This is a genomic window from Tropicimonas sp. S265A, assembly GCF_049800835.1.
Lineage (GTDB): Bacteria > Pseudomonadota > Alphaproteobacteria > Rhodobacterales > Rhodobacteraceae > Dinoroseobacter.
On the sequence record NZ_JBNAFU010000002.1, the window covers coordinates 393,062 to 417,457 of the forward strand.

The following is a 24,396-nucleotide window of genomic DNA, read 5'->3' on the forward strand; positions in this document are numbered from 1 at the left end:
CGAACAAAACGAGCACTGGCCTAGGCTGGAGGCGCGCAGAAATGCGGGGCAGGGGGCCCGGCGCTGCGCGGAGCCGGAGGCCAACCATGGACCTGTTTCTTCATCTTGGCGCGCATCGGACGGGCAGCACGACCCTGCAGATGTACGCTGCTGCGCGGCACGCGGCGCTGCGGGCATCCGATGTCACCGTCTGGGGGCCGAAGCAGACCCGCGACGGCCGGTTCGACGGACTGATCAAGGCTGCGGACAGGGTGACCCCCGCCCTTGCGCGCGATGGGCGCGCGGCTTGTGCGGCGCTTGGTCCGATGATGGACCGTGTCGGGACGCAGGCGTTGGTCATTTCCGAGGAAAACATGCTCGGCTCGATGTTTGCCAATGTCCGCGAGCGGTCGCTTTATGCCGATGCCGCGCGGCGGCTGGCGCGGTTTCGCCCCGCGATGGCGGGCAAGTGCCGCCGGATCGGGCTGGCCATTCGCAGCTATGACCGGCACTGGACCTCCAGCCTGGCCTTCGTGCTGCGCAAGGATCAGCGCGGCACCTCGCCATGCGAACTTGCGGAGCTTGCCGCGCAACCGCGCCGCTGGCGGGACGTGATTGCCGACGTCGCCACGGTCTACCCGGAGGCCGAGGTTCTGGTCTGGCCATTCGAGGCGCTGGTGGATGCGCCCGATGCGGTCCTGCGGGCGCTGGTCGGCGGGCGGCTGGATGCGGCCACCCCTGCGCGGTTCACCCAGTGTCACCACCCCAGCCCGCGCTGCGCCGATTTACGGGCCGCGCTGCCCGAAGGGGCCGCCCGCGCGAGCGTGGCGGGCGATGGCGCCGCGTGGGAACCGTTCGACGCCGAGACCCGCGCCGCCCTGCGCGCGGCCTATGCCGCGGATATCGCGTGGCTGCGGGCCGGGGCCGATGGCCTTGCCCGCTACATTGAAACACCCAAAGACACGAGCCCCGAGATCATCGCGGGCCGCCCCGGACAGCAAAGAGGAACCGACCATGACCAAAGGCAAAGACGCGTGGGCTGAACTGGCTGCGAAAGAGCTTCGCGGCCGCCCGCTGGACGACCTGACCTGGAAGACCCTCGAAGGGATCGAGGTGCAACCGCTGTATACGGCCGAAGACCTGGAAGGGATGGAGCATCTGAACTCGATCCCTGGGCAGGCGCCGTTCACCCGTGGGGTCAAGGCAACGATGTACGCGGGACGCCCGTGGACGATCCGGCAATATGCAGGCTTTTCCACGGCCGAGGAATCCAATGCGTTTTATCGCAAGGCGCTCGATGCCGGGCAGCAGGGGGTGTCGGTGGCGTTCGACCTGGCCACGCACCGCGGTTACGACAGCGACCACCCGCGAGTCGAAGGCGATGTCGGCAAGGCGGGGGTGGCCATCGACAGCGTCGAGGACATGAAGATCCTGTTTGACGGGATTCCGCTGGACAAGGTGTCTGTGTCCATGACGATGAACGGTGCGGTGATCCCGATCCTTGCCAACTTCATCGTCACCGGGGAGGAGCAGGGCCATGACAGGTCTGTTCTGTCGGGCACGATTCAGAACGACATCCTGAAGGAGTTCATGGTGCGGAACACCTATGTGTATCCGCCCGAGCCGTCGATGCGGATCATCGCTGACATCATCGAGTACACCTCGAACGAGATGCCGAAGTTCAACTCGATCTCGATTTCCGGCTACCACATGCAGGAGGCCGGTGCGAACCTCGTGCAGGAACTGGCGTTCACGCTGGCCGACGGGCGCGAATATGTGCGCGCCGCGATCGCGCGCGGCATGGATGTGGACAAGTTCGCCGGGCGATTGTCCTTCTTCTTCGCCATCGGCATGAACTTCTTCATGGAGGCGGCCAAGCTGCGCGCGGCGCGCTTGCTGTGGCACCGGATCATGTCCGAGTTCGAGCCGAAGAACCCCCGGTCGATGATGCTGCGGACCCATTGCCAGACCTCTGGCGTGAGCCTGCAGGAACAGGACCCGTACAACAACGTGATCCGCACCGCCTACGAGGCGATGTCGGCGGTGCTGGGCGGCACGCAATCGCTGCACACCAATGCGCTGGACGAAGCCATCGCGCTGCCCACCGAATTCAGCGCGCGGATTGCGCGGAACACGCAGTTGATCCTGCAGGAAGAGACCGGTGTCACCAATGTCGTCGATCCGCTGGCCGGATCCTATTACGTGGAAAGCCTGACCAGCGAACTTGTGGACCAGGCCTGGGCTCTGATCGAAGAGGTCGAGGCGATGGGCGGCATGACGAAGGCGGTCGGTTCGGGCATGCCGAAGCTGCGGATCGAGGAGTCCGCCGCCCGGCGGCAGGCGATGATCGACAAGGGCGACGAGGTGATCGTCGGGGTCAACAAGTACCGCAAGGACAAGGAAGACCCGATCGACATCCTGGAGATCGACAACGACAAGGTGCGCGCCGGGCAGGTGGCCCGGTTGGAACGCATTCGCAGCACCCGCGACGAAGCGGCCTGTGCCAAGGCGCTGGCGGAACTTGAGCGGCGGGCCAGCGAAGGCGGAAATCTGTTGGAAGGTGCCGTAGAGGCCGCGCGGGCGCGCGCCAGCGTGGGAGAGATCAGCATGGCGATGGAAAAAGTGTTCGGACGTCACCGGGCGGAGGTCAAGACGCTCGCCGGGGTGTATGGCGCGGCATATGAGGGCGATGACGGGTTTGCAGCCATCCAGAAAGCCGTCGAAGGGTTCGCCGAGGAAGAGGGCCGCCGCCCCCGGATGCTGGTCGTGAAGATGGGGCAGGACGGGCATGATCGCGGCGCCAAGGTCATCGCCACGGCGTTCGCCGATATCGGGTTTGATGTGGATGTCGGCCCTCTGTTCCAGACCCCGGCGGAGGCCGCGCAGGACGCCATCGACAATGACGTGCATGTGGTCGGGATCTCGTCACAGGCGGCGGGCCACAAGACATTGGCACCGAAACTGGTGGCCGAGTTGAAGGCGCAAGGTGCTGGCGACATCATCGTCATCTGTGGCGGGGTGATCCCGCAGCAGGATTACCAGTTCCTCTATGACAGCGGGGTCAAGGCGATCTTCGGACCGGGGACGAATATCCCCGAGGCGGCCAAGGATATCCTGAGCCTGATCCGGTCGGCGCGGGCTGAAGCCGCCTGACCGATGCCTTGCGCCGGGCTACCGTGAACGACGCTCGGCCGACAGGTCCTCTGGACGGCGCTCGGCGCCGTGGACACTTGCGGGATTGAACAGAGGGCGGCGCACCGGTGCCGCCCTTTTTTGCAATCGGGGCCCGTCAGCTTTCGATCAGCAGTTCCGGCCAGCTTTTGCGGGCGACACTGCGGATGACCTCCGCGATTTCGCGAAACCCGCGCGCGCGGGCGCTTTGTCGGCGCCAGACGAGCCCTGCGGTGCGCGACAGCTTGCGGCCCGCGATCGTGCGGACCACGACTTCGGCCCCGCGGCCTTCGATTTCCGAGCGGACATACAGCGCAGGGAGCAGGGTCAGGCCCATCCCCATGCCCACCATCTGTCGCAGCGCGTCGAGGCTCGTGCCCTCGTAATCGCGCGCGAGCTTTGCGCCGGTGTCGCGACAAACGTCGGTAATCTGGTCGTGCAGGTGGTAGGCCGGGCTGAGGGTCAGCATGGATTCGCCGCGCAGATCGTCCGGGGTGATCCTGTCGGCCCGGGTCAGTTTGTGATCGGCAGGCAACGCCAGCATCAGGGGCTCGCGGAACAGGCGGGCGGTGGCGTAATCGTCGCCGACCACCGGCAGCTGTGTCAGGATCGCATCGTGGGTCCCGCGCGCAAGATCCGCCTCAAGCACACGCGGGGCTTCTTCGCGAATATAGAGCCGCAGATCGGGGTGGGCGGCATGCAGCGCGCCCACCACGTGGGGCAACAGGTAGGGTCCGAGCGTGGCCTTCGCCCCGAGCCGGATCGTGCCGGCAAGCCCGTCGCGGGCGGTGGCGGCAAACTCCACAAGGTCGCGGACCCCGTCGATGACGCCCCGCGCCCGTGCGCAAACCTCGCGCCCGGCCGGGGTCATGCGGACCCCGCCGCGTCCGCGTTCGACCAGCCGCAGGCCCAGCCGTTCCTCCAGCACCTGGATCTGTGCGCTCAGCGAGGGTTGCGTGACCCCGACCTGATCGGCGGCCCGGCGAAAGTGGGCGGTTTCCTCCAGCGCGATGAGGAATTTCAGTTGTTTGACTGTGGGGTCGGGCATGGGTGATTTTGATTGGAAAAAACTATGGAAACTTTTTGAATGATTGGCTTTTCATTTGCAAGGGAAATGCCAAATAGTCGAACACGAAGGCATTACGCCGTACGGCACCGAGCGCGCCCACACCTTCATGTTTCCTCATGTCGGGCCTCTCGGAGCTAGCAAACGGGCCAATACGGAAAGACGGGGTCCCTCATCTTTCTGGCCTGTGCCGCCCTTGGGCGGTAGGGTCGCGCCGCATCCGGGGCCGCGGCGCGACCCATACCTCGCCCCAGATATCTTGCCAGCAGGTCTTGGACCGCTAGAACTATGCTGTGGTGCCGCTTCTGCGCCCCTAATCGAGTAGACGCTGCCTATGCCCCGGCCTCTGACTATGCTCCCCGCCCTCTTGAGTGCGCTCGCCGCCCTTTGGTTCGCTGGGTTCATCCCCCAAATCGCCGCCGGAGAGGTGCTGACATGGTCGCGCCCCTGGATTCCTGGCGCAGGCATCGAGTTTGCGTTCCTGCTGGACGGCTTGTCGTTGCTGTTCGCGTTGATGGTGACGGGCATCGGCGCGATTATTTTCCTGTATGCAGCCGCCTATTTCAAAGGGCATCCCAAGCTGACGATGTTGCTGGTTCTGCTGAGCCTGTTTGCCATTTCCATGCTGGGGCTGGTGCTGGCGGATGACGCGATCACGCTGTTCGTGTTCTGGGAAGGCACGACGATCACCTCCTTCCTTTTGGTGGGGTTCGACCATGAAAAGGAAAAGGCCCGGGACAACGCTTTGCAGGCGCTGCTCGTCACAGGTCTTGGTGGTCTTGCACTGCTGGCGGGGTTGATCCTGCTTGGGGCGGAGGCGGGCACGTTCCGCCTGTCGGAGATGAATGCCATGGGCGATGTGATCAAGGCGTCGGCGATGTACCTGCCGATCCTGATCCTCGTGTTTCTGGGCGCGTTCACCAAATCCGCGCAGTTTCCGTTTCATTTCTGGTTGCCGGGTGCGATGGCGGCCCCCACGCCGGTCAGCGCCTATCTGCACTCTGCCACGATGGTGAAGGCGGGCATCTACCTGCTGGCGCGCCTGACCCCGGCGCTGGGCGGTACGGAGGTGTGGTTCTGGACACTGACGATCGTCGGCGCCGTGACGATGGTCTGGACGTCCATCCTGGCGCTGAAGCAGACCGACCTGAAACTGATGCTGGCCTATACGACCGTCATGGCGCTGGGCGCGCTGACGATGTTCCTGGGCGGTGGGACGCGCTATGCGGCAATGTCGGTGGCGGTTTTTCTGGTTGTGCACGCGCTCTACAAGGCCGCACTGTTCCTGACGGTCGGGCTGATCGACAAGGGCACGGGTACGCGCGAGGTGACGCAGTTGGGTGGCTTGGCGCGCGCCATGCCGATCACGCTGACCATCGCGCTGCTGGCGGGATTGTCCATGGCCGGGTTCGCGCCCTTCATAGGGTTTATCGGCAAGGAGTTGATCTACGAGGCCAGCCTTGGCGTCGTGACAGAGCCGCTGTTCGTGGCCACGGCCGCCCTGCTGGCCAATGCGAACATGGTGGCGGCGGCCGGGCTCGTGGCCATCGCGCCGTTCTTTGGCAAGCTCTGCCAGACGCCGAAATCCCCGCACGACCCGACGGTCTGGCTATGGATCGGACCTGCATTCCTGGCTGTGCTGGGGCTGCTGTTCGGGGTTGTGCCGTCGTTGATAGACGGCGCCATCATCACGCCGGTCGTGCAGTCGATCCTGCCGGGAGAGAAACCGGTTGAGTTGAAGATCTGGCATGGGGTGAACCTGCCGCTGATGCTGTCGCTGCTGACCTTCGCGCTGGGTTTTGCCCTGTTCTACGGGCGGCGGGAGATCCGCAATTCCCTGCGATCGCAGAACTTCACCGGGGGGCTTGACGCGAACGCTACCTATTTCCTGCTGCTGAAATCGTTCAAGGCGTTTGCATCCTGGTCCGCGCGCACCGTGCAGGGCGGCCAGATGACCGTATACCTGCGGACCGCGTTCGTAGTGCTCGCGCTTCTGATCTGGGCGGCGCACCTGTCGTCTCGGGACGCGTTCGCGCCGCCGGTGTCGCTGCCCGGTCTGATCCCGTTGACGATCTGTCTGTTGATCGCGGTGTCGGCGGCGGTTGTCCTGCGCACCGGGTCGCGGCTTTACGGGTTGACCGCGCTGGGGATCGTCGGGGCCGGGATCGCGATCCTGTTCGTGTTCTACTCGGCCATCGACGTCGCGATCACGCAGCTGTTGGTCGAGATGCTGGTGGTTCTGATCCTTGCGGTGGCGCTCGTGAAACTTCCCAAGATGCCGCGTGAGGTAAATTTCCGGGCGGGGGATGCTGTCATTGCCTCAGCCCTCGGGCTGGGGGTCGCGTTCGTGCTGGCGGCGGTCCTGATGACGCCGTTTGATCCGCGGATCACCGAGTTCTTCAATGCCGCAAGTTACCCCGAGGCGTTTGGCCGGAACGTCGTCAACGTGATCCTCGTGGATTTCCGCGCGCTCGACACGCTGGGCGAGGTTGCGGTGGTGCTGGTTGCGGCCGTCTCGGCCGTTGCGGCGCTGACGGCGGGCAAGCGGGCTTTGGCCAAGAAAGACGATAAGTCATGAATTCCACGATCCTGAAAACCGCAACCCGCGTGTTGCTTCCGATCTTTCTGATCGCGTCGCTTCTGATCCTGTGGCGCGGACACAATGCGCCCGGTGGGGGGTTCATCGGCGGGCTGATGGCGGTGATCGGCGTTGCGCTGTATGCGGTTGCAGCCTCCATCGCAGAAGCGCGTCGTATGTTGCGCATTGATCCGCTGACGCTGGCCGGCATCGGCTTGGCCTGCGCCGTTGCGGGTGGGCTTTGGGGCGCGGCCAATGGCGGGGCGTTCCTGCAAGGGGTCTGGCCGTTTTACAGCTATGACCCGGAGCTGGGCACGGTCGGCGTGCCTGTGGGGTCCGTCCTGCTGTTCGACACGGGCGTTTACCTGACCGTCCTGGGGGCGGTCTGCGCGATCATCTTCGCGCTGGAAGAGGCGGTCTATACCGAGAAAGAGAGCGCGCGCTGATGGAACTGGTGTTTGCAGGCCTTGTCGGCTTTCTGGTCGCGGGTGGTGCCTATCTGATGATGAGTGGGCAGTTGATCCGGTTTCTGTTCGGGCTGGTTTTGTTGTCCAACGCGGCCAACCTGGCGATTTTTGCGGCCGGGCGGCTGACCTATGCGACACCGCCTTTCGTGGTGTCGGGCGAAAAGGTGCCGGCGGCGGGCGTGGCGAATGCGCTGCCGCAAGCGCTGATCCTGACCGCCATCGTGATCGGGTTCGGCCTGCTGGCTTTTGCGTTGGCTCTGGCCTTTCGGGCCTGGCAATCGCTCGGCACAACCGAGATGGACGCGATGCGGGCCTGCGAGCCGGTCAGCCTGACCGCGGCCGCCGTGCAGCCCCCTGTCGAAGACGACCCCGCACTTGCCTATGACCGGACCCGGATGGAGGTGGCGGAATGAGCGGCGAGATGCTTCTGGTCTGGCCTATCGCCATCCCGATGATCACGTCCATCGTGACGCTGATCCTGCGCCGGAGCACGGCGGGGGACACGGCGTCGCTGCTTGGGGCGGTGGCGCTGTTGGTCTCAGGCCTCGTGCTGCTTGCGCAGGTGCTGGGCAATGGCCCCGTCGCCGCCCAAATGGGCAGTTGGGACGCGCCGTTCGGCATCACCCTGTTTGCCGATATCCTGTCGGCGGCGATGGTTGTGATCGCCGGGATCGTCGCGGTCGCGGTGGTTATCTACAGCCGGCTGGACGTGACCGAGAACGAACGCCACGTCGGGTTCCATTCGCTGAGCCATGCCTTGCTGGTAGGGGTGTGCGGCGCGTTTCTGACCGGTGATGTCTTCAACCTGTATGTCTGGTTCGAGGTGATGCTGATCGCGTCCTTCGGGCTTCTGGTCATCGGGGGGCGGCGTGACCAGGTCGATGCGGCGGTCAAATACGTCGGGTTGAACCTGATCGCGACCCTCGCCTTCTTGTCGGGCGTCGGCATCCTGTACGGGGCAGCAGGCACGCTGAACATGGCGGACCTGCACCTGGTTCTGGCGGACCGGCAATCGGAAACGGCGGTCCTCGCGGCCGCCGCGATGCTGCTGTTCGCGTTCGGGGCCAAGGCCGCGATGTTCCCGGTCTTTGCGTGGTTGCCGGCGTCCTATCACACGCCCGCCTTTGCCACCTCCGCGCTGTTTGCAGCCCTGCTGACAAAGGTCGGCGTCTACGCGCTGCTGCGGGTGTTCACGACCGTGTTTGACGGCTCCGGCCCGTTCCTGCAACCGGTGCTGTTGGTGGGGGCAGTGCTGACCATGGTGGTGGGCGTTCTGGGGGCCGCGGCCCAGAACGACGTGCGGCGCATCCTGTCGTTCCATATCATCAGCCAGATCGGCTACATGGTCTTGGGGCTGGCGCTGTTCACGCCGCTGGCGATCATCGGTGCGATTTTCTACCTGTTCCACCATATCATCGTCAAAGCCAACCTGTTCTTTGTCGCCGGTGTGATCCGCTGGAAGGCCGGGTCGGAGGAGTTGGACAAGATCGGCGGGCTGCTGAAAGCCTCCCCCCTGCTGGCGCTTTTGTTCCTGATCCCGGCGCTTAGTCTTGCAGGTATTCCGCCGCTCAGCGGGTTCTGGGCGAAGTTCATCATCGTGCAGGCCAGTCTTGAGGCCCGCGATTGGTGGGTGGCCGTGGCCGCACTGGCGGTCGGGCTGATCACGTTATTCTCGATGACCAAGATCTGGCTCGCGGCCTTCTGGAAGGATCATCCCACGGCGGCCACTGCAGACATGCCTGTAGCCCCGCGGTCGATGGTCCTGCCCATCGCGGTTCTGGCGATCATGACGGTGATTATCGGGATCGGGGCCGGGCCGCTCTATGCCGTGGCGGAAGAGGCGGCGGTTACGCTGCTTGATCCGCTGGCCTATGTGGAAGTGGTCCTGGGACCGGATGCCGTGGCCGAGGCGCGCGCGGCAGAGGCGGACCTGATCGTGGCGGAGGTGGCGCAATGAGAGTTCTGACCCAAGTCTACGGGATCATTAATCTGGCGGTCTATTTCGTGTATGAACTGTTCGTCTCCAGCCTGCGGGTCGCATGGGATGTGCTGACACCGGACATGAAGGCGCGCCCGACGTTCATCGTGATGCCGCTGGATGCCAAGACGGACATGGAGCTGATGCTGACGGCAAACATCATCTCGCTGACGCCCGGGACCCTGTCGATCGACCTGAACGCGGACCGGACCGAATTGCTGATCCATTCGATGTTCGGCGCGGAGGACCCGGAAGGGGAGATTGCCGCGCTGAAACATGGGATCGAGCGGCGCGTGTTGCGCGCGACACGGGGGGTGAACCCATGATCGGGATGCTGTCTGATCTGCTGCTGGAGACACGGCAGGAAGGGCCGCTGGCCTTTGCCGTGCTGTTTGCCTTCGTGATGGTGACAGCGGCCCTCGTGCTGACCACCTACCGGTTGCTCAAGGGGCCGACCCTGCCGGACCGCGTGGTGGCGCTGGACCTGATCTCGATCCTGCTGGTGGCGCTGCTGACATTGTTTGCGTTGTCCAGCCAGGTGGAGACATATCTTGATGCCGCGCTGGTTCTGGCGCTGGTGGCGTTTCTGGGCACCGTTGCGCTAGCGCGGTTCATCTTGCGCTCTGGCCGAGATTACACGGGCATGAGCTCCACGCGGTCGGAGGAAGACACATGAGCCCAACGGATTGGATTGCCGCGGTTCTGCTGATCGTCGGCGGTATCTTCGCCTTTGTCGCGGCGCTTGGCGTGGTGCGGATGCAGGATGTGTATATCCGGATGCATGCCTCCACCAAGGCGGGCACGCTGGGGGTTGGCATGATCGCGGCGGCCGTGGCTGTGGGGGCCTCCGGCGAGGGCATGGTCAAGGAAATCGCGGTGATCCTGTTTCTGCTGTTCACCGCCCCGATTGGCGCGCATCTGATCGCGCGGGCGGCGTTCCAGTCGCGCGTGCCGGTGTTCACGCCCGGTGTCGCGGAGAAATCGCGCGACGCGTTCATCTGCGAGAACGAGGTCGCACCGACGGACAGGTCGCCCGCCGAATGACGCCCCGGATCGCGTCCGCCTCTGCCGCCGATGCGGCGGGGATCGCGGCGTTGTGGTCCGGTGCAATCCGGGACACCGACATCACCTTCAACAGTGTCGAGAAAACCGAAGCTGACATTCTGGCCTTGATGGCGCAGCGGGCAGAGGCCGGCCACGCATTTCTGGCTGTTCGGGACGGGGCAGGGGTGATCGGGTTCGCAGGCTACGGCCCGTTCCGCCCCGGGGTCGGCTATGCCCGCACGGTAGAGCATACGATTTTTCTGTCTGACCGGGCGCGCGGGCATGGGCTCGGGCGTCGCGTCATGGCGCAGATCGAGGCCCATGCGCGCGCAGGTGGGGCGCACTCGATCTGGGGCGGAATCTCGGGCACCAACACCGACAGCATCGCGTTTCACGAAGCGCTCGGGTTCAGCCAGATGGCGCTTTTGCCGGAGGTTGGCTTCAAGTTCGGCAGGCTCATGGATCTGGTGCTGGTGCGAAAGCTGCTGTGATCTGAGGCTTTCATCCTGACAGCCCCCCGGCAATGCGGTATGACACGCCCATGTCGATCTGGACCCGCATTGCCGATGCCGTTGCGGCTTTCACCTCGGGCGAAAGCCTGTCGGATGTCTTCGAAAAGCTGCGCGCGCCGCCAGAGCGGTCCGTGGCCTTCACCATCGCGACAATTGCCCTGAGCGCCAAAATGGCCAAGGCCGACGGCCTTGTGACCCGGGACGAGGTCACGGCGTTTCGCGAAGTGTTCACGATTGCACCCCGTGACGAGCCCGCCGCCGCGAAGGTGTTCAACCTCGCCCGGCAGGATGTCACCGGGTTCGAGGATTATGCCCACAAGATCCGCAGCATGTTTGGCGAGGATGATGCAGCCCTGACCGACCTTATGGAGGGGCTGTTCCACATCGCGATGGCGGACGGCGAGTATCACCCGGCGGAGGATGAGTTCCTGCATAGTGTCGGCGCGATTTTCGGTCTGTCGGAGACCTGTTTTCGCCGCTTGCGGGCGCAATACGTCCCCGATGCGGACCCGGACCCGTATGACATTCTGGGCGTGTCGCCCGACGCCAGCCCCGAAGAGGCGCGGGCGGCGTGGCGCGCGCTGGTGCGCGAGAACCACCCCGACCGGATGATGGCACGCGGCGTTCCCGAAGAGGCGGTCAAGCTGGCTGAACGACGGCTGATCGCCATCAACCGCGCCTGGGAAGAGATCGCGGGCCGGGAAACGGTCTGAGTCGCGATGCGTATCGCCACCTACAACGTGGAATGGTTCACCGAGCTTTTCGATGACAGTGACCAGCTGATCGCCGATGGCGGCTGGTCACGGCGCCATAACGTCACCCGCGCCCAGCAGACGGAGGCTCTGGGCACGGTGTTTCAGGCGATGGACGCAGATGCCGTGATGGTGATCGAGGCTCCGGATCACAGCCCGCACCGTAGCACCGTGCGCGCGCTGGAAGGCTTTGCCGCACGGTTTGGCCTGCGCATCCGCGATGCGGTTCTGGGGTTTTCAAACGACACCCAGCAGGAGATTGCGCTGCTTTATGATCGCGATACGCTCAGCGTGCGGCATGCGCCGTCCAACCTGGGTGCGGTGCGGTTTGATCAGGCGTTCGAGCTGGACGTGGATGTCGATGCCCGCCCCGATCCGATCCGCTGGTCCAAGCCGCCGCTGGAACTGGAGGTGACGACGCGGGCAGGGCGGATGCTGCGGATGATCGGCGTGCACGCGAAATCCAAGGCCCCGCACGGAGCGCGGTCCGACGCGCAGGCAAAGCGCATCTCGATCGAGAACCGGCGCAAGCAACTGGCGCAATGCATCTGGTTGCGCCGTCGGGTGGAGGCGCATTTGCAAGCGGGCGACGATTTGATCGTGCTGGGCGACTTCAACGATGGTCCGGGGCTGGACGAGTATGAAAAGTTGTTCGGGCGCTCGGGCGTGGAGATCGTGCTGGGCGAAGGCAACGGGCCGAAGCTTTACGATCCGCATGCCAGTCAGGCGCTGCAGCGGCGTCTGGGGGCAGTGCCCACAACCGCACGGTTCTACAACCGCGAGACCAAGCGCTACCTGTCGACCCTGCTGGATTACATCATGATTTCGGACGGTCTGCGCGCAGAGGAGGGCACGTGGCGGATTTTTCACCCGTTTGACGATCCGGCTTGTTACACTGACATGCAGTTGCGTGAAGCTTTGCTGACCGCGTCGGATCATTTTCCCGTGGTCTACGAAGCGGCGCTATAGATTTTGGGCCGATGAGGGGAGGATGAGATGCTGAAAAACTCTGTCGGGGCCATTGCAGTGATCGCGGCGCTGACCCAGCCGGTTTCAGCGCAGGAGCCGGACGGGATCGAAGAAGGGCTGGACTTGTTTTCCGAAGGCGCGCGGCGCCTGATGCAGGAGTTCGCCGGGGAGCTTGCGCCACTTTTCCTGCAACTTGAAGCGTTGGTGGACGAGATCACGGCCTATCAGGCGCCGGAGGTTCTGGACAACGGCGATATCATCATCCGGCGCAGGCCGGATGCGCCTCCATGGGCACCCGCCGACCCCGAGGCGGAAGATCCCATCGAGTTGTGAGCGGATGCGCGGGGCGTTGCCCATGTGGGTCACGTCCCCGTGACTTCGGTTTATCAGCGCGGCTGGCGTTCCCACCTCAACGGCAGGGGAAAACGGACTATGTTCCCTGTAAATCGATCTGATCTGACCCATTCGAACGCCGACAGGAGAGATCCACATGACTGACGTTCTGTTCACCCGCCGTACCCTTCTGGCCGCCAGTGGCGCAGCCGTGGCCACAGGGGCCGCTGGCCTGTCCGTGCCCGCCCGCGCGCAGGGCCTCGCCCCGACCCCGTCCATGCGGGGCGGGTCCAACAACTACCGTCCCGGCGCGCCCATCGTGGACCGCATCGGCGGTGGCGGGTTCTGGATGACCGGCACCGTGCGCCGCGCCGGAGACGGCGCGCCGTTGCCCGGTCAGCGCATCCAGATCTGGGCCCATACCACCGAAGGCCATGAGCGCGACCCCCAAAGCCATGGCGCGACGCTGACGGACGCGAACGGCGAGTTCCGTCTGGAGATGCCGCAGATCGTCCCGGCCTTCGGGCAACCGCACGGACATCTGGCCTATGACGACGATGCGTTCGAGACGGTGTTCCTGCGCCCGATCATGGCGCGCCGGTCGGACAAGACGCTCAGCGCTCATTTCGTCTTGCAACCGGCCTGATTTCCGGGCTGACGCCGGATGCGGTGGGCGCGTTTCCTTCTGATCTGGGCGGCGCTTGCCGCGGCCATCGCGGTGCCTCTGGCGGTTGCCGCCAGCAGCCCGCTGCTGGCGTGGCGTGAGCCGGTCTACATTGCTGCGGGGTTTGCCGGGATCGTCGCATTGGCGTTGATGCTGGTGCAGCCCTTGCTCGCAGGCGGGTACCTGCCGGGGGTGCCGGTGCTGCCGGGGCGGCGCGTGCACCGTGTGACGGGGTCGCTTTTGATCTTGGCGGTCGTGGTGCATGTGCTGGGCCTGTGGATAACCAGCCCGCCGGATGTGATTGACGCCTTGCTCTTCGTTTCGCCCACGCCGTTTGCCGTTTGGGGTGTGATCGCGATGTGGGCGGTGTTTGCAGCCGGGCTGTTGGCAGCGTTTCGGCGCAGGTTGCGACTGCGCCCGCGGGTCTGGCGCGTGGGACACACCGTTCTGGTGTCTGTGACTATCGCAGGCAGCGTCGTCCATGCCCTGCGGGTGGAGGGCGCGATGGGCACCGTGTCCAAGACCGTTTTATGCGCGCTGATCCTCGTTGCCACCGCCAAGGTCATCGCTGACCTGAGGGTCTGGGCGACGGCCCGGCGCAAAAGCGCCCCCTGACCTTGGGTGCTGCATCAGGCGCCCAGAACCACCGGGTCTGCGTTCAGGGCACGGGCAAGGGACTTGAAGCGTGCATCGGCGACCTCCCCGAACAGGGCGCTGGTCTCGGGGAGCAGCCTGAGCTCCAGCCGTGCCGCGTCCTTGTCGTAACGCAGCGCGCCCATTTTCGCTGAATCCTGCGCAGCGAGCATCGCTCCGAAGCGCATGGCCTTGCCGAGGGTTTCGGCGCGGTTCTGTTCGTCTTCGCTCAAAAGGCCCAAATAGGGCTCGAACCGGGATCCGCTGCGGCTGTTCTTGTACCGGTGCAGCAGGGCCAGTCCCAGAAAAACGCGTTCGGAATGGTCCAGCCCCCCCAGATTGGCGCGCGTGGCCGTGTCGAAGCAGACTTCCGCGCGGTAGTCGGGATGGGCGCGCCAACTGATGTCGTGCAGAAGGCAGGCTGCCTTCACAAGGCGCAGGCGCGACCAGTCTTCGCCCTCGAACAGCGGAGAGATGAAGGAAAACAGGGAGCGGCCGAACCCGGGGATGCGGGCGGACTGGGCCTCCGCATGGCGGCACGCCTCGATCAGCGGGTCGCGCTTGCGCAGTTTCTCGGGCATCTGTTCATAGAGCAGCCCTTCACGGATGCCGTAGCTTGAGACGATGATTTCTGCGGGGGCGTAGGCGTCCACAAGATGGCGCAGAACATGGGCCGCCATGGGCACGAGGCTCATCCGGGCCTCGCCGATGCCAGAGAGCGTGCGCAGGTCTTCGACCTCGTGGGCGTTGATGAAGTCCAGCGTGTCCGAAAGGCTGTTGGGTGCGATGCGGTATTCGTGCAGGACGGTCAGCGGGTAATCACGCCGGATCATGTCCAGTCGTGCAATGGCCCGCCAGGAGCCGCCCACAAGAAACAGCCGGTCCGCGCCCGGTGGCACGGCGTCTTTCAACGCCTCCAACTGATCCGCGATATGAGACTTGAGGGCTTTCTTGCCGCCTTCGATATCCCTGAGTTTCAGCGGCCCGAGGGCAGAGGTCGCGCGGCGGCCAACCCGGCCCTTGCCGACCTCGGCCAGTTCCATCGACGCGCCGCCGATATCGCAGATCAGCCCTTCTGCCTCCGGACGGCCCAGCAAAACGCCTTGCGCGCTGAGCCGGGCTTCTTCGGTGCCGTCGATAACCCAGAGGCGGAGGCCGGTCTCCTGCGTTACCTCCTCCCGAAACGCAGGACCGTCCTCCGCCTCCCGCATTGCAGCTGTTGCGACAGCTACCAGCGGGGTGACTTCCATGGACTTGGCGATCAGCACGAAGCGCTTGATCGCCGCCATGGCCCGGACGCGTCCCTCTGGATTGAGGTGTCCGGTTTGAGACAGACCGGCGCCGAGGCCGGCCATGACCTTTTCGTTGTAGAAGTAGGCGGGCGAGCGGGCCGCGCCGTCAAATACAACCATGCGGACTGAGTTGGACCCGACATCAATGACCCCGACCCGACGCAAGGCGCGCGCGGACGGATCCTCGAATAACGGCCTGCCGAACGGTCCCCAGTCTTCGTCTTTCACGGGAACTCCGTTCGCTTCCCCCTCGGTCGCAGGGCGACGTTAATAACTCGGGGGCTGCAACGTCAACGGAAAAAATTCGCGTCTCGGGCCGGGTTACGCGGCGCGCTTAGTCCGTTGTATGGGCCAGTTCCGGCACATCAGCCGCCCCCGCCGATCCGCGCCCCGAGAGCGAGGGGTTCTCCATGAAAAACCGGTGGCAATTGAACATGGAACCGTCCGCGGGAACCGGTTCGCGGGTGTAGCTGCCATCGGGCATGAGCACCCATGTCTGCGCGGTATCGGCCATGTTGGCCGCCATGATCTGGCTGACGATCTGGGCCTTGACGGTCTTGTTGTTGATCTCGACCAGGGTTTCCACCCGGCGGTTCAGGTTGCGTCCCATCCAGTCGGCAGACGATATGAACACGCGCGCCTTGTTGGCGGGCAGACCATGCCCGTTGCCAAAGCAGACGATACGGGAGTGTTCGAGGAACCGGCCGACGATGGATTTGACGCGGATGTTCTCCGACAGTCCGATGATGCCCGGGCGCAACCCGCAGATGCCGCGCACGACAAGGCTGATCTTCACGCCGCGCCGCGAGGCGTCGTAGAGCGCGTCAAGCACGTCGGGTTCGATGACGGAGTTCATCTTTGCCCAGATCTCCGCCGGTTTGCCCGCCTCGGCATGTTTGGCTTCGGCCTCGATCATCTTGATCAGGTTGGACTTCATGTCGATGGGCGAGATCGACAGGTTCTCCAGCGTTTCCGGCTCGGCATACCCGCCCACATAGTTGAACACCTTGGTTGCGTCGCGCCCCAGCGCGGCGTCGCAGGTAAACAGGCTCAGGTCGGTATAGATGCGCGCGGTGATCGGGTGGTAGTTTCCGGTCCCGTAATGGGTGTAGGTGACAAGTTTGTCGCCTTCGCGGCGCACCACCGTGCTGATCTTGGCATGGGTCTTGTAGTTCAGAAACCCGTAGACCACGTGGGCACCCGCGCGTTCCAGCTTGCGCGACTGGCGAATATTGGCGGCCTCGTCAAAGCGGGCTTTCAGTTCGACGAGGGCCGTGACGGATTTGCCATTCTCGGCCGCTTCGCACAGCGCGTCGACAATGGGGGACTCGTTCGAGGTGCGATACAGCGTTTGCTTGATCGCCACGACGTCGGGGTCATGGGCGGCCTGGGCCAGAAACCGGATGACCATATCGAAGGTCTCGTAAGGGTGGTGCAGCAGCATGTCCTTCTGGCGGATCGCGGCGAACATGTCGCCGTCATGGTCCTGCACGCGTTCCGGCACGCGGGGGGTGAAGGTCGGCCATTGCAGGTCGGGCCGGCTGTCGAGCACCAGTTCCTTCAGATCCGACAGGCCGATTAGGCCTTCGATCTCGATGATCTCTTCTTCCGTGACGCGCAATTCCTCGACCACGACCGAGCGCAACCGAGCCGGGGCATCGGCCGACAGTTTCAAGCGCACGACCTCGCCGCGGCGACGGCGTTTCAGGGCGACTTCGAACTCGCGCACGAGGTCTTCGGCCTCGTCCTCGACCTCCAGGTCGCTATCGCGCAACACGCGGAAGGCGCAGTGGCCCGCCAGCTTGTACCCGGGAAAGAGGTCGGGGATCTTGTGCAGCAGCAGGTCCTCCAGCGGCAGGAACCGCTTGGTGCCGTTATCCTCCGGCAGGCTCAGGAAGCGGTTGATCTGCGCGGGAATCGGCAGAAGCGCCTTGAGCTCCCGCCCGTCCTTGGTGCGTTTCAGCGTGAGGGCCAGCGAGAAGCCCTCGTTCGGGATGAACGGGAACGGGTGGGCGGGGTCGACGGCCAGCGGCGACAGAACCGGGAAGACCTGCGACATGAACACAGCGTCGATGTGGTCGCGGTCCTCCTTGGTCAGCTGCTCGCGGTCCAGCACCTGTATGCCTTCGTCTTCCAGCAGCTTGAGAAGCGCCTCCAGCGTGGTTTGCTGCACTTCCATCAGCTTGCGGGCTTCGGCATTGATCAACACCAGCTGGTCGGCCGGGCTCAGGCCATCGGCGGCGGGCGTCGTGTTGCCCTCGCGGGCCAGTTCGCGCAGGCCCGCGACGCGCACGGAATAGAACTCGTCGAGGTTCGTCGCCGAGATCGACAGGAACCGCACTCGTTCCAGCAGGGGCACGCGGGTGTTCATCGCCTCTTCGAGGACGCGGAAATTGAACGCGAGCCAGCTCAGTTCCCGGTTGAAAAACCGTTTCGGGCCGGTGCGTTGGTCCTCCGGCATTTCGATTGGGGTGGGAAACGGGTCCGATAGGAAGTTCGCGTGGGTCATGGTCCAGCTAGTGCTAAAAAGCTATGAAGGTTTGATGACGGTTAGAGGTCTGCGTTTGCCATACTTTCCAGAACTTCGCCAGCCAGCGCCGTGTTGAGTGCGCGCCCCTCGCTGAGGGTGCGGTGGTCAAGTTCGGCCACCAGTTGATGCGCAGCGGCAAAGGATCGCTCCATCCGGGCCAGAAGATACGGCAGCAGTTTCTCGGGCGGACGAATTTGCCGGTCGTGGAAAAGTTTGGCGAGAAGTGCGCCGAGAAGATCGTCATCGGGCGGGCCGAGCCTGGCCAGGGGCATGGATTGCACGCGGCTGGCCAGATCGGGCAGGACGATGGGCCACTGACTGGGTGTGCCAAGTCCGGTGATCAGCAATCGGCCGCCGCGCGCGCCGAGATCGTTATACAGGTGAAACAGCGCCTCCTGCTGGGCGATCTTGCCGAACAGGCGGTCGGCATCCTCGATCGCGACGCGCAGGGGCAGGTCGGGAACCATCTCTGCCTCCAGCGCTTCGGCTGGCAGGATCGCGGCGCCGCTTTCCAGTGCGAAGATCTGGGCCAGATGGCTCTTGCCGCTGCGGGCCGGGCCGCACAATGCCAGACGCCCACCGTTCCAGCGCCCCCAGTCCGACAGGGCCAGAAGGGCGGATTTGTTGCAGGGGGCCTTGATGAAGTCGTTTCGGCCCATCGCGGGCTGCGGCGGCAGATCGAAGGTGAGTTGCTCGGTCGTCATTCCTCTGGCCGGGTGTCCTGCGCCATGAGGCCTTTGTAAAGGCGTCCGTCGGTATAGTGCGCGATGGCAAAGCGGACCAAAACGCCGATCATGGCAGACACCGGCACAGCCACCAGCATGCCGACAAAGCCGAACACGGTCCCGAATGCCGACAGTGCGAACAAAAGCCAGACCGGATGCAACCCTACGGACCCGCCGACCAGCTTGGGCGTCAGGTAGTTGCCCTCGATCATCTGGCCGAGGATGAAGATCAACGCCACGGCGACGATCCAGCCCGGATCCCCCCAGAACTGGAAGACTGCGAGGCCGATGGACAGCACGCCACCTACGAGGGAGCCGACGTAGGGTATGAAGGTCAGCAATCCGGCCACGGCGCCCACCACGAGGCCGAATTTCAGACCCACGGCCATCAGCGCGATGGAATAGAACGTGCCGAGGATCATGCAGACGGTCAGTTGCCCGCGCACGAACCCGGCCATGACCTTGTCGACCTCTGAGGCAAGGCGCCGGATCGTGATCTGGTGGTCGCGGGGCAGAAGCTCGTCGATGCGTTCGATCATGTTGTCCCAGTCGAGCAACAGGTAGAAGGCAACAACCGGCACGACGACGATGAAGACGACAACGCCGATCACGCCGAGAGCGGAGGCAAAAATCTGCTGGACCAGTTCGCCGGCGTTGTCCTGTATGCTTTGGCCGAGCGCGCTGAGCGACTGGCGTATGGTGCTGTCGGGGTCTTCGAGAACCGGGAAGCGCTGGCTCAGATAGGCGTTGAGTTCGTTGAAAATCGCGGGGATTTCCTCCCCAAGTGCGATGGTCTGGCTGATCAGCGTCGGGATGACCAGCAGCGCAAGGATCGTGAAGATCACCAGTGCCACGATGGCGATGACGGTTGTCGCCAGTGTCCGGCTGAGGCCCGAGGCTTCGAGCCGGTCGGCAACAGGGTCCAGAAAATACGCGATCGCCCCGCCAACCAAGAAGGGCAGGATGACGTCGCCTAGAAACCAGAGCGCCAGAAAGAAAACGAGCGCCGCGAGGCTCCAATAGATGATTTGCTGGCGAACGGGCAGGGCCATGCGAGGCTCCGATTTGTGGAGGGTCCCTGATACATGGCGCAGTTGCGCGGGCTTGCCAAGGCCGCGCGTGGGACGGGGGCTGCCACCGGCGGGTTGTGCGCTTGGCAAGGCACGGACGATGGCATAGACCGGGGCGAGTTTGCACCCCTAGACAAGAGGCCCCGCCGATGCGCCTGACCCGTTATTTCCTGCCTGTGCTGAGGGAAACCCCGTCGGAAGCGCAGATCGTCAGCCACCGCTACATGCTGCGCGCGGGCATGATCAAACAGGCCAGCGCGGGTATCTATTCGTGGCTGCCGTTGGGCTACAAGGTGCTGCGCCGCATTGAGCAGATCGTCCACGAGGAACAAGTGCGGGCGGGGCACATTCCGATGCTGATGCCGACGCTGCAATCGGCGGACCTGTGGCGCGAAAGCGGCCGGTATGACGACTACGGTCAAGAGATGCTGCGCGTGTCCGACAGGCACGGGCGTGACATGCTGTATGGTCCCACCAACGAAGAACTGATCACGGACATCTTCCGGTCGCATGTCTCAAGCTACAAGGATCTGCCCCTGACGCTGTACCACATTCAGTGGAAGTTCCGGGATGAGATCCGCCCCCGCTTCGGTGTGATGCGCGGGCGCGAATTCCTGATGAAGGACGGCTACAATTTCGACCTGACGAAGGACGACGCGCTGCATGCCTACAACCGCCATCTGGTCAGCTATCTGCGCACTTACGAGCGGATGGGGCTGCAGGCCATTCCGATGCGCGCCGATGGCGGACCGATTGGCGGGGATTACACGCATGAATTCCTCGTGCTGGCGGATACCGGCGAGTCAGAGGTGTTCTATGATGCGGAAATCACCGATCTGAAGTTTGGCGACCGGGCGATTGACTATGACAGTGTCGAAGCCTGTCAGGCTGTGCTGGAAGAGTTCACCTCGCGCTATGCGCGCACCGACGAGACGCATGATGAGGCTGTGTTCGCCGAGGTGCCCGAAGCGCGCCGCCGCGTGGCGCGCGGCATCGAGGTCGGTCAGATCTTCTATTTCGGAACAAAGTATTCCGAGGCGATGGGGGCCACGGTGCAAGGGCCAGATGGCGCACAGGTGCCCGTACACATGGGGTCGCACGGGATCGGCGTGAGCCGGTTACTCGGCGCGATCATCGAGGCCAATCATGACGAGAACGGGATTATCTGGCCCGAAGGCGTGACGCCGTTCCATTGCGGGATCGTCAACCTCAAGCAGGGCGACGATGACGCCGATGCCGCCTGCGAGAGCCTCTATCAGGCATTGGTCGGCAAGGGGCTGGAGCCCCTCTATGATGATCGGAACGAGCGGGCGGGGGGCAAGTTCGCGACGATGGACCTGATCGGGCTGCCGTGGCGGATCACGGTCGGCCCGCGCGGGTTGAAAAACGGCGTGGTCGAACTGACGAGCCGCCGCACGGGCGAGAGCGAGGAACTGCCACCCGAGGCAGCGGTGGCCAAGGTCGCAGCGATCTACGAAGGGCGCTAGGGTGGCGACCGAGTTCGAGATCGATTGGTCCACGCTGCCGACGCCCGTGGATGACGGGGCGGCGGACCATCTGACCGGCCAGGCTTTGCCCAAGCTGCGCTTGCCCTCCACCGACGGGCGCGATGTCGATCTTTCTGCGTTGGATGGCGCGGTTGTGCTCTACGTTTATCCGATGACGGGCACGCCCGGGAAGGACCTGCCACAAGGGTGGAACGACATTCCCGGCGCGCGCGGGTGCACGCCGCAATCCTGTGCGTTTCGGGACCGGTTTGCCGAGTTGCAGGCGGCCGGGGCGACGCATGTCTTTGGCGTATCCACCCAGACCACGGACGCCCAGACAGAGGCCGCGCAGCGGTTGCATCTGCCGTTTCCGCTGCTGTCGGATTCCGGGGGCGCGTTGAGCGCTGCGCTGCGCCTGCCGATGTTTGACACCGAGCAGGGGCGGCATCACAAGCGTCTGACATTGATTGCCCGGAACGGTATGATCGCACAGGTCTTCTATCCGGTTTTTCCTCCGGATGCGGACGCTGCAAATGTGGAGGCCTGGCTGCGCGCGCACTGCTGAGCCACGTTTGCCCCTTGTCTGTTTGCGACGCTGTGCGCGGCGGAATCTCGACAGACACGGGCGAAACCTGCTGGCACGATTTCGGTCAGGAGGACGCGCGGATGTCTGACGAGGATTGGCGCATTACACTGGTGATCCGAACCATCGGAGCGGAACGCGGGCGCGCGGCACGGGGCGCGCCGCTGGGCTAAGATCAGGCCCCGACGCCCGCTCCCTGACCCGTTCCAGACACCCGGATTGCCATGACACAGACCCGCCTTCGCCGCGCTGGCGGCCGCGCCGCCCGGCACGCACTGCGCGCCGCCCCGCTTGCCGACGCCAAGCGCCCGATCCGCGCCGGATTGCCCGGTGGCAGGTATGCCCCCCTGAGCCCGGACGAGGTGCAGCGCATTCATGAGGCGGCCTTGCGCGTGCTTGACGAGATCGGGTTGGCCGATGCGCCGCCGTCCGGCGTGGAGGCGATGACCCGGTCGGGTGCCGTCCTCGGCTCCGACGGGCGCTTGCGGTTTCCACGTCAGGTCGTCGAAGACGCACTGGCGATGGCCGCGCAGGATGTGACGATGATGGGGCGCGATCCGAGGCATGACCTGTCCCTGAGCGGCACCCGCGTTTACTTCGGTACCGCGGGCGCTGCGGTCAGCATGGTGGACGCCGATGGTCGCAGCTACCGCGAGAGCACCCTGCAAGATTTGCACGATGCTTCACGGATCGCCGATCAGCTCGACAACATCCATTTCGTGCAGCGGCCCATCGTGGCACGCGATCTGACCGACAATCTGGACCTGGACCTGAACACGATCTACGCCTGCTGCTCGGGCACCACAAAACATATCGGCACCTCGATCACCGAGCCGGGCAATGAACAGGCGTGCCTTGCATTGTTGCACGCGATTGCCGGGGGCGAGGACGCGTGGCGCGCGCGGCCCTTCGTGTCGAACACCAACTGTTTTGTCGTGCCCCCGCTGAAGTTCGCCACCGAAAGCTGTCAGGTAATGGAGGGGTGTATTCGCGGCGGCATGCCGGTCCTGTTGTTGAGTGCGGGCATGGCCGGGGCGACGGCGCCTGCCACGCTGGCAGGCGCGATTGTGCAGGCGGTGGCGGAGTGCCTTGCAGGTCTGGTCTATGTCAACGCGATCGTCCCGGGCCATCCGACGGTGTTTGGTACCTGGCCGTTCGTGGTCGATCTGCGTACGGGCGCGATGTCCATCGGGTCGGGCGAACAGGCGCTGTTGAGTGCGGCCTGTGCACAGATGCACCAGTTCTACAATCTGCCCGGTGGCGCCGCAGCCGGGGCCACGGATGCCAAGCTGCCAGACATGCAGGCGGGGTGGGAACAGATGTGTTCGAACCTTCTGGCGGGGTTGTCCGGACTGAACATGGTGTACGAGGCGGCGGGGATGCACGCTTCGCTTCTGGGGTTCTGTCACGAGTCGCTGATCCTGGGCGATGATGTCATCGGACAGGCGCTGCGTTGCGTGAAGGGTATCGAAGTCACGGATGAAACGCTCGCGATCAAGGCAATGCGCGAGGTCTGTCTGGGCGGGCCTGGCCACTATCTGGGTGTGGGCGACACGCTGGCACGGATGGAGACGGATTTCGTCTATCCCGCCTTCGGCAACCGCATGAGTCCGAAGGAGTGGGAGGAAGCAGGCCGCCCGGACCCGGTGGCGTGCGCCACGGCCCGCAAGCACGCCATTCTGGCCACAACGCCCTCGGCTGCATTTGAGCCGACCCTTGATGCGGAAATCCGCGCAAGGTTTCCAATTCACCTGTAAGCGCGCCTTACCTTACGAATAGGCGTCGCAGTTTTATCGGATTGTGACGTAGAATAGGCTTAATCACGCGGAGCGTGGCGACGTAGAACGAGGGAAAAGATGTTCAAAAGAACTTTGGCAGAATTCATTGGAACGTTTTGGCTGGTTTTTGGCGGCTGTGGCAGTGCGGTTCTGGCCGCAGGTGTGGCCGATGTCGGGATTGGGTGGCTGGGCGTCAGCCTTGCCTTCGGACTGACCGTCATGACCATGGCTTACGCCGTTGGTGGCATTTCCGGCGGCCATTTCAATCCAGCCGTCACCCTTGGGCTGAAGGTCGCGGGCAAGTTCGAGGTCAAGGACGTCGCGCCCTATTGGATTGCGCAGGTGTTGGGCGGCCTCGCTGTGGCGGCCGTGCTGTTCGTGATCGTGTCGGGACAGCCAGAGTTTGCAGGCGTGGGCGGCTTTGCGTCCAACGGGTACGGAGAGGCATCGCCGCAGGGCTACTCGATGGTTTCGGGGTTCGTGATCGAGGTGGTGCTGACAGCCGTTTTCCTGATCATCATCCTTGGCGCCACCTCGGGCAGCGTGCCGGACGGATTTGCGCCGATCGCGATTGGCCTTGGCCTGACACTGATCCACCTGATCTCCATCCCGGTGACCAACACCTCCGTCAATCCGGCCCGGTCCACTGCGGTTGCGATCTTCGCCGAAGGGCCCGCATTGCAGCAGCTGTGGCTGTTCTGGGTTGCACCGCTGATCGGCGGCGTGATTGGCGCGGTGATCTGGGCCGCATTGCGCGAGGATTGACGGAACGGCCCGGGGTCGGT

At 64.3% G+C, this 24,396-nt stretch carries 24 protein-coding genes; 19 read left to right on the forward strand and 5 right to left on the reverse strand.

Translation table 11 applies throughout. The annotated features are described in order from the left end of the window. Nucleotides 1-86 precede the first annotated feature (86 nt). Both ACP15N_RS09655 and scpA read left to right on the forward strand, forming a co-directional pair. A complete protein-coding gene (locus ACP15N_RS09655; protein WP_425092030.1) occupies nt 87-1,022 on the forward strand; it encodes a hypothetical protein in 936 nt (311 codons plus the stop codon). Continuing rightward, nucleotides 994-3,132, forward strand: coding sequence for a methylmalonyl-CoA mutase (gene scpA / locus ACP15N_RS09660; protein WP_425092031.1), 2,139 nt, complete (start codon nt 994-996; stop codon nt 3,130-3,132). Before ACP15N_RS09655 ends, scpA begins: the two co-directional genes overlap by 29 nt. Nucleotides 3,133-3,268: 136 nt before the next feature. Here the strand turns inward: scpA and ACP15N_RS09665 are convergent, their stop codons facing one another. After that, nucleotides 3,269-4,198, reverse strand: a complete 930-nt coding sequence (locus ACP15N_RS09665) for a hydrogen peroxide-inducible genes activator (RefSeq protein ID WP_425092032.1) — start codon at nt 4,196-4,198, stop codon at nt 3,269-3,271. A gap of 370 nt (nt 4,199-4,568) precedes the next feature. On the opposite strand from ACP15N_RS09665, the gene mbhE reads away from it, so the two are divergent. From mbhE to ACP15N_RS09730, 13 genes are all read left to right on the forward strand, one after another. Beyond that, on the forward strand, nt 4,569-6,794 hold the full coding sequence (mbhE, locus tag ACP15N_RS09670) for a hydrogen gas-evolving membrane-bound hydrogenase subunit E (protein ID WP_425092033.1): 2,226 nt from the start codon (nt 4,569-4,571) through the stop codon (nt 6,792-6,794). After that, complete coding sequence (locus ACP15N_RS09675) at nt 6,791-7,240, forward strand: MnhB domain-containing protein (RefSeq protein ID WP_425092034.1); 450 nt, start codon at nt 6,791-6,793, stop codon at nt 7,238-7,240. Before mbhE ends, ACP15N_RS09675 begins: the two co-directional genes overlap by 4 nt. Then, on the forward strand, nt 7,240-7,674 hold the full coding sequence (locus ACP15N_RS09680) for a Na+/H+ antiporter subunit C (protein WP_425092035.1): 435 nt from the start codon (nt 7,240-7,242) through the stop codon (nt 7,672-7,674). Before ACP15N_RS09675 ends, ACP15N_RS09680 begins: the two co-directional genes overlap by 1 nt. Then, nucleotides 7,671-9,218 carry a Na+/H+ antiporter subunit D gene (locus ACP15N_RS09685; protein ID WP_425092036.1) on the forward strand — a complete coding sequence of 516 codons (1,548 nt, stop codon included), beginning with the start codon at nt 7,671-7,673 and terminating at the stop codon, nt 9,216-9,218. The genes ACP15N_RS09680 and ACP15N_RS09685 overlap by 4 nt, the downstream gene beginning before the upstream one ends. After that, entirely contained in the window at nt 9,215-9,565 is a 351-nt protein-coding gene (locus tag ACP15N_RS09690; protein ID WP_425092037.1) for a Na+/H+ antiporter subunit E, read from the forward strand. The genes ACP15N_RS09685 and ACP15N_RS09690 overlap by 4 nt, the downstream gene beginning before the upstream one ends. Further along, complete coding sequence (locus tag ACP15N_RS09695) at nt 9,562-9,915, forward strand: monovalent cation/H+ antiporter complex subunit F (RefSeq protein WP_425092038.1); 354 nt, start codon at nt 9,562-9,564, stop codon at nt 9,913-9,915. Before ACP15N_RS09690 ends, ACP15N_RS09695 begins: the two co-directional genes overlap by 4 nt. Beyond that, nucleotides 9,912-10,283 (forward strand): monovalent cation/H(+) antiporter subunit G, encoded by a 372-nt coding sequence (mnhG, locus tag ACP15N_RS09700; RefSeq protein ID WP_425092039.1) that lies wholly within the window; start codon nt 9,912-9,914, stop codon nt 10,281-10,283. Before ACP15N_RS09695 ends, mnhG begins: the two co-directional genes overlap by 4 nt. Beyond that, a complete protein-coding gene (locus ACP15N_RS09705) occupies nt 10,280-10,774 on the forward strand; it encodes an N-acetyltransferase family protein (RefSeq protein ID WP_425092040.1) in 495 nt (164 codons plus the stop codon). Before mnhG ends, ACP15N_RS09705 begins: the two co-directional genes overlap by 4 nt. A 50-nt stretch (nt 10,775-10,824) precedes the next feature. Next, entirely contained in the window at nt 10,825-11,508 is a 684-nt protein-coding gene (locus ACP15N_RS09710; RefSeq protein WP_425092041.1) for a TerB family tellurite resistance protein, read from the forward strand. A gap of 6 nt (nt 11,509-11,514) precedes the next feature. Beyond that, the gene (locus ACP15N_RS09715) at nt 11,515-12,516 is read left to right on the forward strand and encodes an endonuclease/exonuclease/phosphatase family protein (protein WP_425092042.1); all 1,002 of its coding nucleotides are present in this window, start codon (nt 11,515-11,517) and stop codon (nt 12,514-12,516) included. A 27-nt stretch (nt 12,517-12,543) separates the two neighbouring features. Continuing rightward, nucleotides 12,544-12,849, forward strand: a complete 306-nt coding sequence (locus ACP15N_RS09720; protein WP_425092043.1) for an AAA+ family ATPase — start codon at nt 12,544-12,546, stop codon at nt 12,847-12,849. A gap of 157 nt (nt 12,850-13,006) precedes the next feature. Beyond that, a complete protein-coding gene (locus ACP15N_RS09725; RefSeq protein ID WP_425092044.1) occupies nt 13,007-13,495 on the forward strand; it encodes a twin-arginine translocation pathway signal in 489 nt (162 codons plus the stop codon). 18 nt (nt 13,496-13,513) lie between these two features. Beyond that, nucleotides 13,514-14,128 (forward strand): ferric reductase-like transmembrane domain-containing protein, encoded by a 615-nt coding sequence (locus tag ACP15N_RS09730; RefSeq protein WP_425092045.1) that lies wholly within the window; start codon nt 13,514-13,516, stop codon nt 14,126-14,128. A 14-nt stretch (nt 14,129-14,142) separates the two neighbouring features. Here the strand turns inward: ACP15N_RS09730 and ACP15N_RS09735 are convergent, their stop codons facing one another. The 4 genes from ACP15N_RS09735 to ACP15N_RS09750 all read right to left on the reverse strand — a co-directional run bounded on the left by ACP15N_RS09735 (nt 14,143) and on the right by ACP15N_RS09750 (nt 19,745). Continuing rightward, a complete protein-coding gene (locus ACP15N_RS09735; protein ID WP_425092046.1) occupies nt 14,143-15,666 on the reverse strand; it encodes a Ppx/GppA family phosphatase in 1,524 nt (507 codons plus the stop codon). 106 nt (nt 15,667-15,772) lie between these two features. Then, nucleotides 15,773-17,947: an RNA degradosome polyphosphate kinase gene (locus ACP15N_RS09740; protein ID WP_425092047.1), complete on the reverse strand. Its 2,175-nt coding sequence runs from the start codon at nt 17,945-17,947 to the stop codon at nt 15,773-15,775. Between the two features lie 41 nt (nt 17,948-17,988). After that, a complete protein-coding gene (locus ACP15N_RS09745) occupies nt 17,989-18,672 on the reverse strand; it encodes a chromosomal replication initiator DnaA (RefSeq protein ID WP_425092048.1) in 684 nt (227 codons plus the stop codon). Continuing rightward, nucleotides 18,669-19,745 carry an AI-2E family transporter gene (locus tag ACP15N_RS09750; RefSeq protein ID WP_425092049.1) on the reverse strand — a complete coding sequence of 359 codons (1,077 nt, stop codon included), beginning with the start codon at nt 19,743-19,745 and terminating at the stop codon, nt 18,669-18,671. The genes ACP15N_RS09745 and ACP15N_RS09750 overlap by 4 nt, the downstream gene beginning before the upstream one ends. 167 nt (nt 19,746-19,912) lie before the next feature. Here ACP15N_RS09750 and proS point away from each other — a divergent pair, with 167 nt between their 5' ends. The 4 genes from proS (at nt 19,913) to aqpZ (ending at nt 24,376) form a co-directional block, all read left to right on the forward strand. Then, a complete protein-coding gene (proS, locus tag ACP15N_RS09755; RefSeq protein WP_425092050.1) occupies nt 19,913-21,250 on the forward strand; it encodes a proline--tRNA ligase in 1,338 nt (445 codons plus the stop codon). Nucleotide 21,251: 1 nt separating this feature from the next. Next, nucleotides 21,252-21,815: a peroxiredoxin gene (locus ACP15N_RS09760; protein WP_425092051.1), complete on the forward strand. Its 564-nt coding sequence runs from the start codon at nt 21,252-21,254 to the stop codon at nt 21,813-21,815. Nucleotides 21,816-22,057: 242 nt separating this feature from the next. Beyond that, nucleotides 22,058-23,590, forward strand: coding sequence for a trimethylamine methyltransferase family protein (locus tag ACP15N_RS09765; protein ID WP_425092052.1), 1,533 nt, complete (start codon nt 22,058-22,060; stop codon nt 23,588-23,590). A gap of 99 nt (nt 23,591-23,689) precedes the next feature. Further along, nucleotides 23,690-24,376: an aquaporin Z gene (aqpZ, locus tag ACP15N_RS09770; RefSeq protein ID WP_425092054.1), complete on the forward strand. Its 687-nt coding sequence runs from the start codon at nt 23,690-23,692 to the stop codon at nt 24,374-24,376. Nucleotides 24,377-24,396 lie beyond the last annotated feature (20 nt).

What these genes read in the sequence shown, in the direction of transcription:
- ACP15N_RS09655 (WP_425092030.1), top strand. Translation starts at nt 87, where the DNA reads ATGGACCTGTTTCTTCATCTTGGCGCGCATCGGACGGGCAGCACGACC.
- scpA (WP_425092031.1), top strand. Translation starts at nt 994, where the DNA reads ATGACCAAAGGCAAAGACGCGTGGGCTGAACTGGCTGCGAAAGAGCTT.
- ACP15N_RS09665 (WP_425092032.1), bottom strand. Translation starts at nt 4,198, where the DNA reads ATGCCCGACCCCACAGTCAAACAACTGAAATTCCTCATCGCGCTGGAG.
- mbhE (WP_425092033.1), top strand. Translation starts at nt 4,569, where the DNA reads ATGCTCCCCGCCCTCTTGAGTGCGCTCGCCGCCCTTTGGTTCGCTGGG.
- ACP15N_RS09675 (WP_425092034.1), top strand. Translation starts at nt 6,791, where the DNA reads ATGAATTCCACGATCCTGAAAACCGCAACCCGCGTGTTGCTTCCGATC.
- ACP15N_RS09680 (WP_425092035.1), top strand. Translation starts at nt 7,240, where the DNA reads ATGGAACTGGTGTTTGCAGGCCTTGTCGGCTTTCTGGTCGCGGGTGGT.
- ACP15N_RS09685 (WP_425092036.1), top strand. Translation starts at nt 7,671, where the DNA reads ATGAGCGGCGAGATGCTTCTGGTCTGGCCTATCGCCATCCCGATGATC.
- ACP15N_RS09690 (WP_425092037.1), top strand. Translation starts at nt 9,215, where the DNA reads ATGAGAGTTCTGACCCAAGTCTACGGGATCATTAATCTGGCGGTCTAT.
- ACP15N_RS09695 (WP_425092038.1), top strand. Translation starts at nt 9,562, where the DNA reads ATGATCGGGATGCTGTCTGATCTGCTGCTGGAGACACGGCAGGAAGGG.
- mnhG (WP_425092039.1), top strand. Translation starts at nt 9,912, where the DNA reads ATGAGCCCAACGGATTGGATTGCCGCGGTTCTGCTGATCGTCGGCGGT.
- ACP15N_RS09705 (WP_425092040.1), top strand. Translation starts at nt 10,280, where the DNA reads ATGACGCCCCGGATCGCGTCCGCCTCTGCCGCCGATGCGGCGGGGATC.
- ACP15N_RS09710 (WP_425092041.1), top strand. Translation starts at nt 10,825, where the DNA reads ATGTCGATCTGGACCCGCATTGCCGATGCCGTTGCGGCTTTCACCTCG.
- ACP15N_RS09715 (WP_425092042.1), top strand. Translation starts at nt 11,515, where the DNA reads ATGCGTATCGCCACCTACAACGTGGAATGGTTCACCGAGCTTTTCGAT.
- ACP15N_RS09720 (WP_425092043.1), top strand. Translation starts at nt 12,544, where the DNA reads ATGCTGAAAAACTCTGTCGGGGCCATTGCAGTGATCGCGGCGCTGACC.
- ACP15N_RS09725 (WP_425092044.1), top strand. Translation starts at nt 13,007, where the DNA reads ATGACTGACGTTCTGTTCACCCGCCGTACCCTTCTGGCCGCCAGTGGC.
- ACP15N_RS09730 (WP_425092045.1), top strand. Translation starts at nt 13,514, where the DNA reads ATGCGGTGGGCGCGTTTCCTTCTGATCTGGGCGGCGCTTGCCGCGGCC.
- ACP15N_RS09740 (WP_425092047.1), bottom strand. Translation starts at nt 17,947, where the DNA reads ATGACCCACGCGAACTTCCTATCGGACCCGTTTCCCACCCCAATCGAA.
- ACP15N_RS09745 (WP_425092048.1), bottom strand. Translation starts at nt 18,672, where the DNA reads ATGACGACCGAGCAACTCACCTTCGATCTGCCGCCGCAGCCCGCGATG.
- ACP15N_RS09750 (WP_425092049.1), bottom strand. Translation starts at nt 19,745, where the DNA reads ATGGCCCTGCCCGTTCGCCAGCAAATCATCTATTGGAGCCTCGCGGCG.
- proS (WP_425092050.1), top strand. Translation starts at nt 19,913, where the DNA reads ATGCGCCTGACCCGTTATTTCCTGCCTGTGCTGAGGGAAACCCCGTCG.
- ACP15N_RS09765 (WP_425092052.1), top strand. Translation starts at nt 22,058, where the DNA reads ATGACACAGACCCGCCTTCGCCGCGCTGGCGGCCGCGCCGCCCGGCAC.
- aqpZ (WP_425092054.1), top strand. Translation starts at nt 23,690, where the DNA reads ATGTTCAAAAGAACTTTGGCAGAATTCATTGGAACGTTTTGGCTGGTT.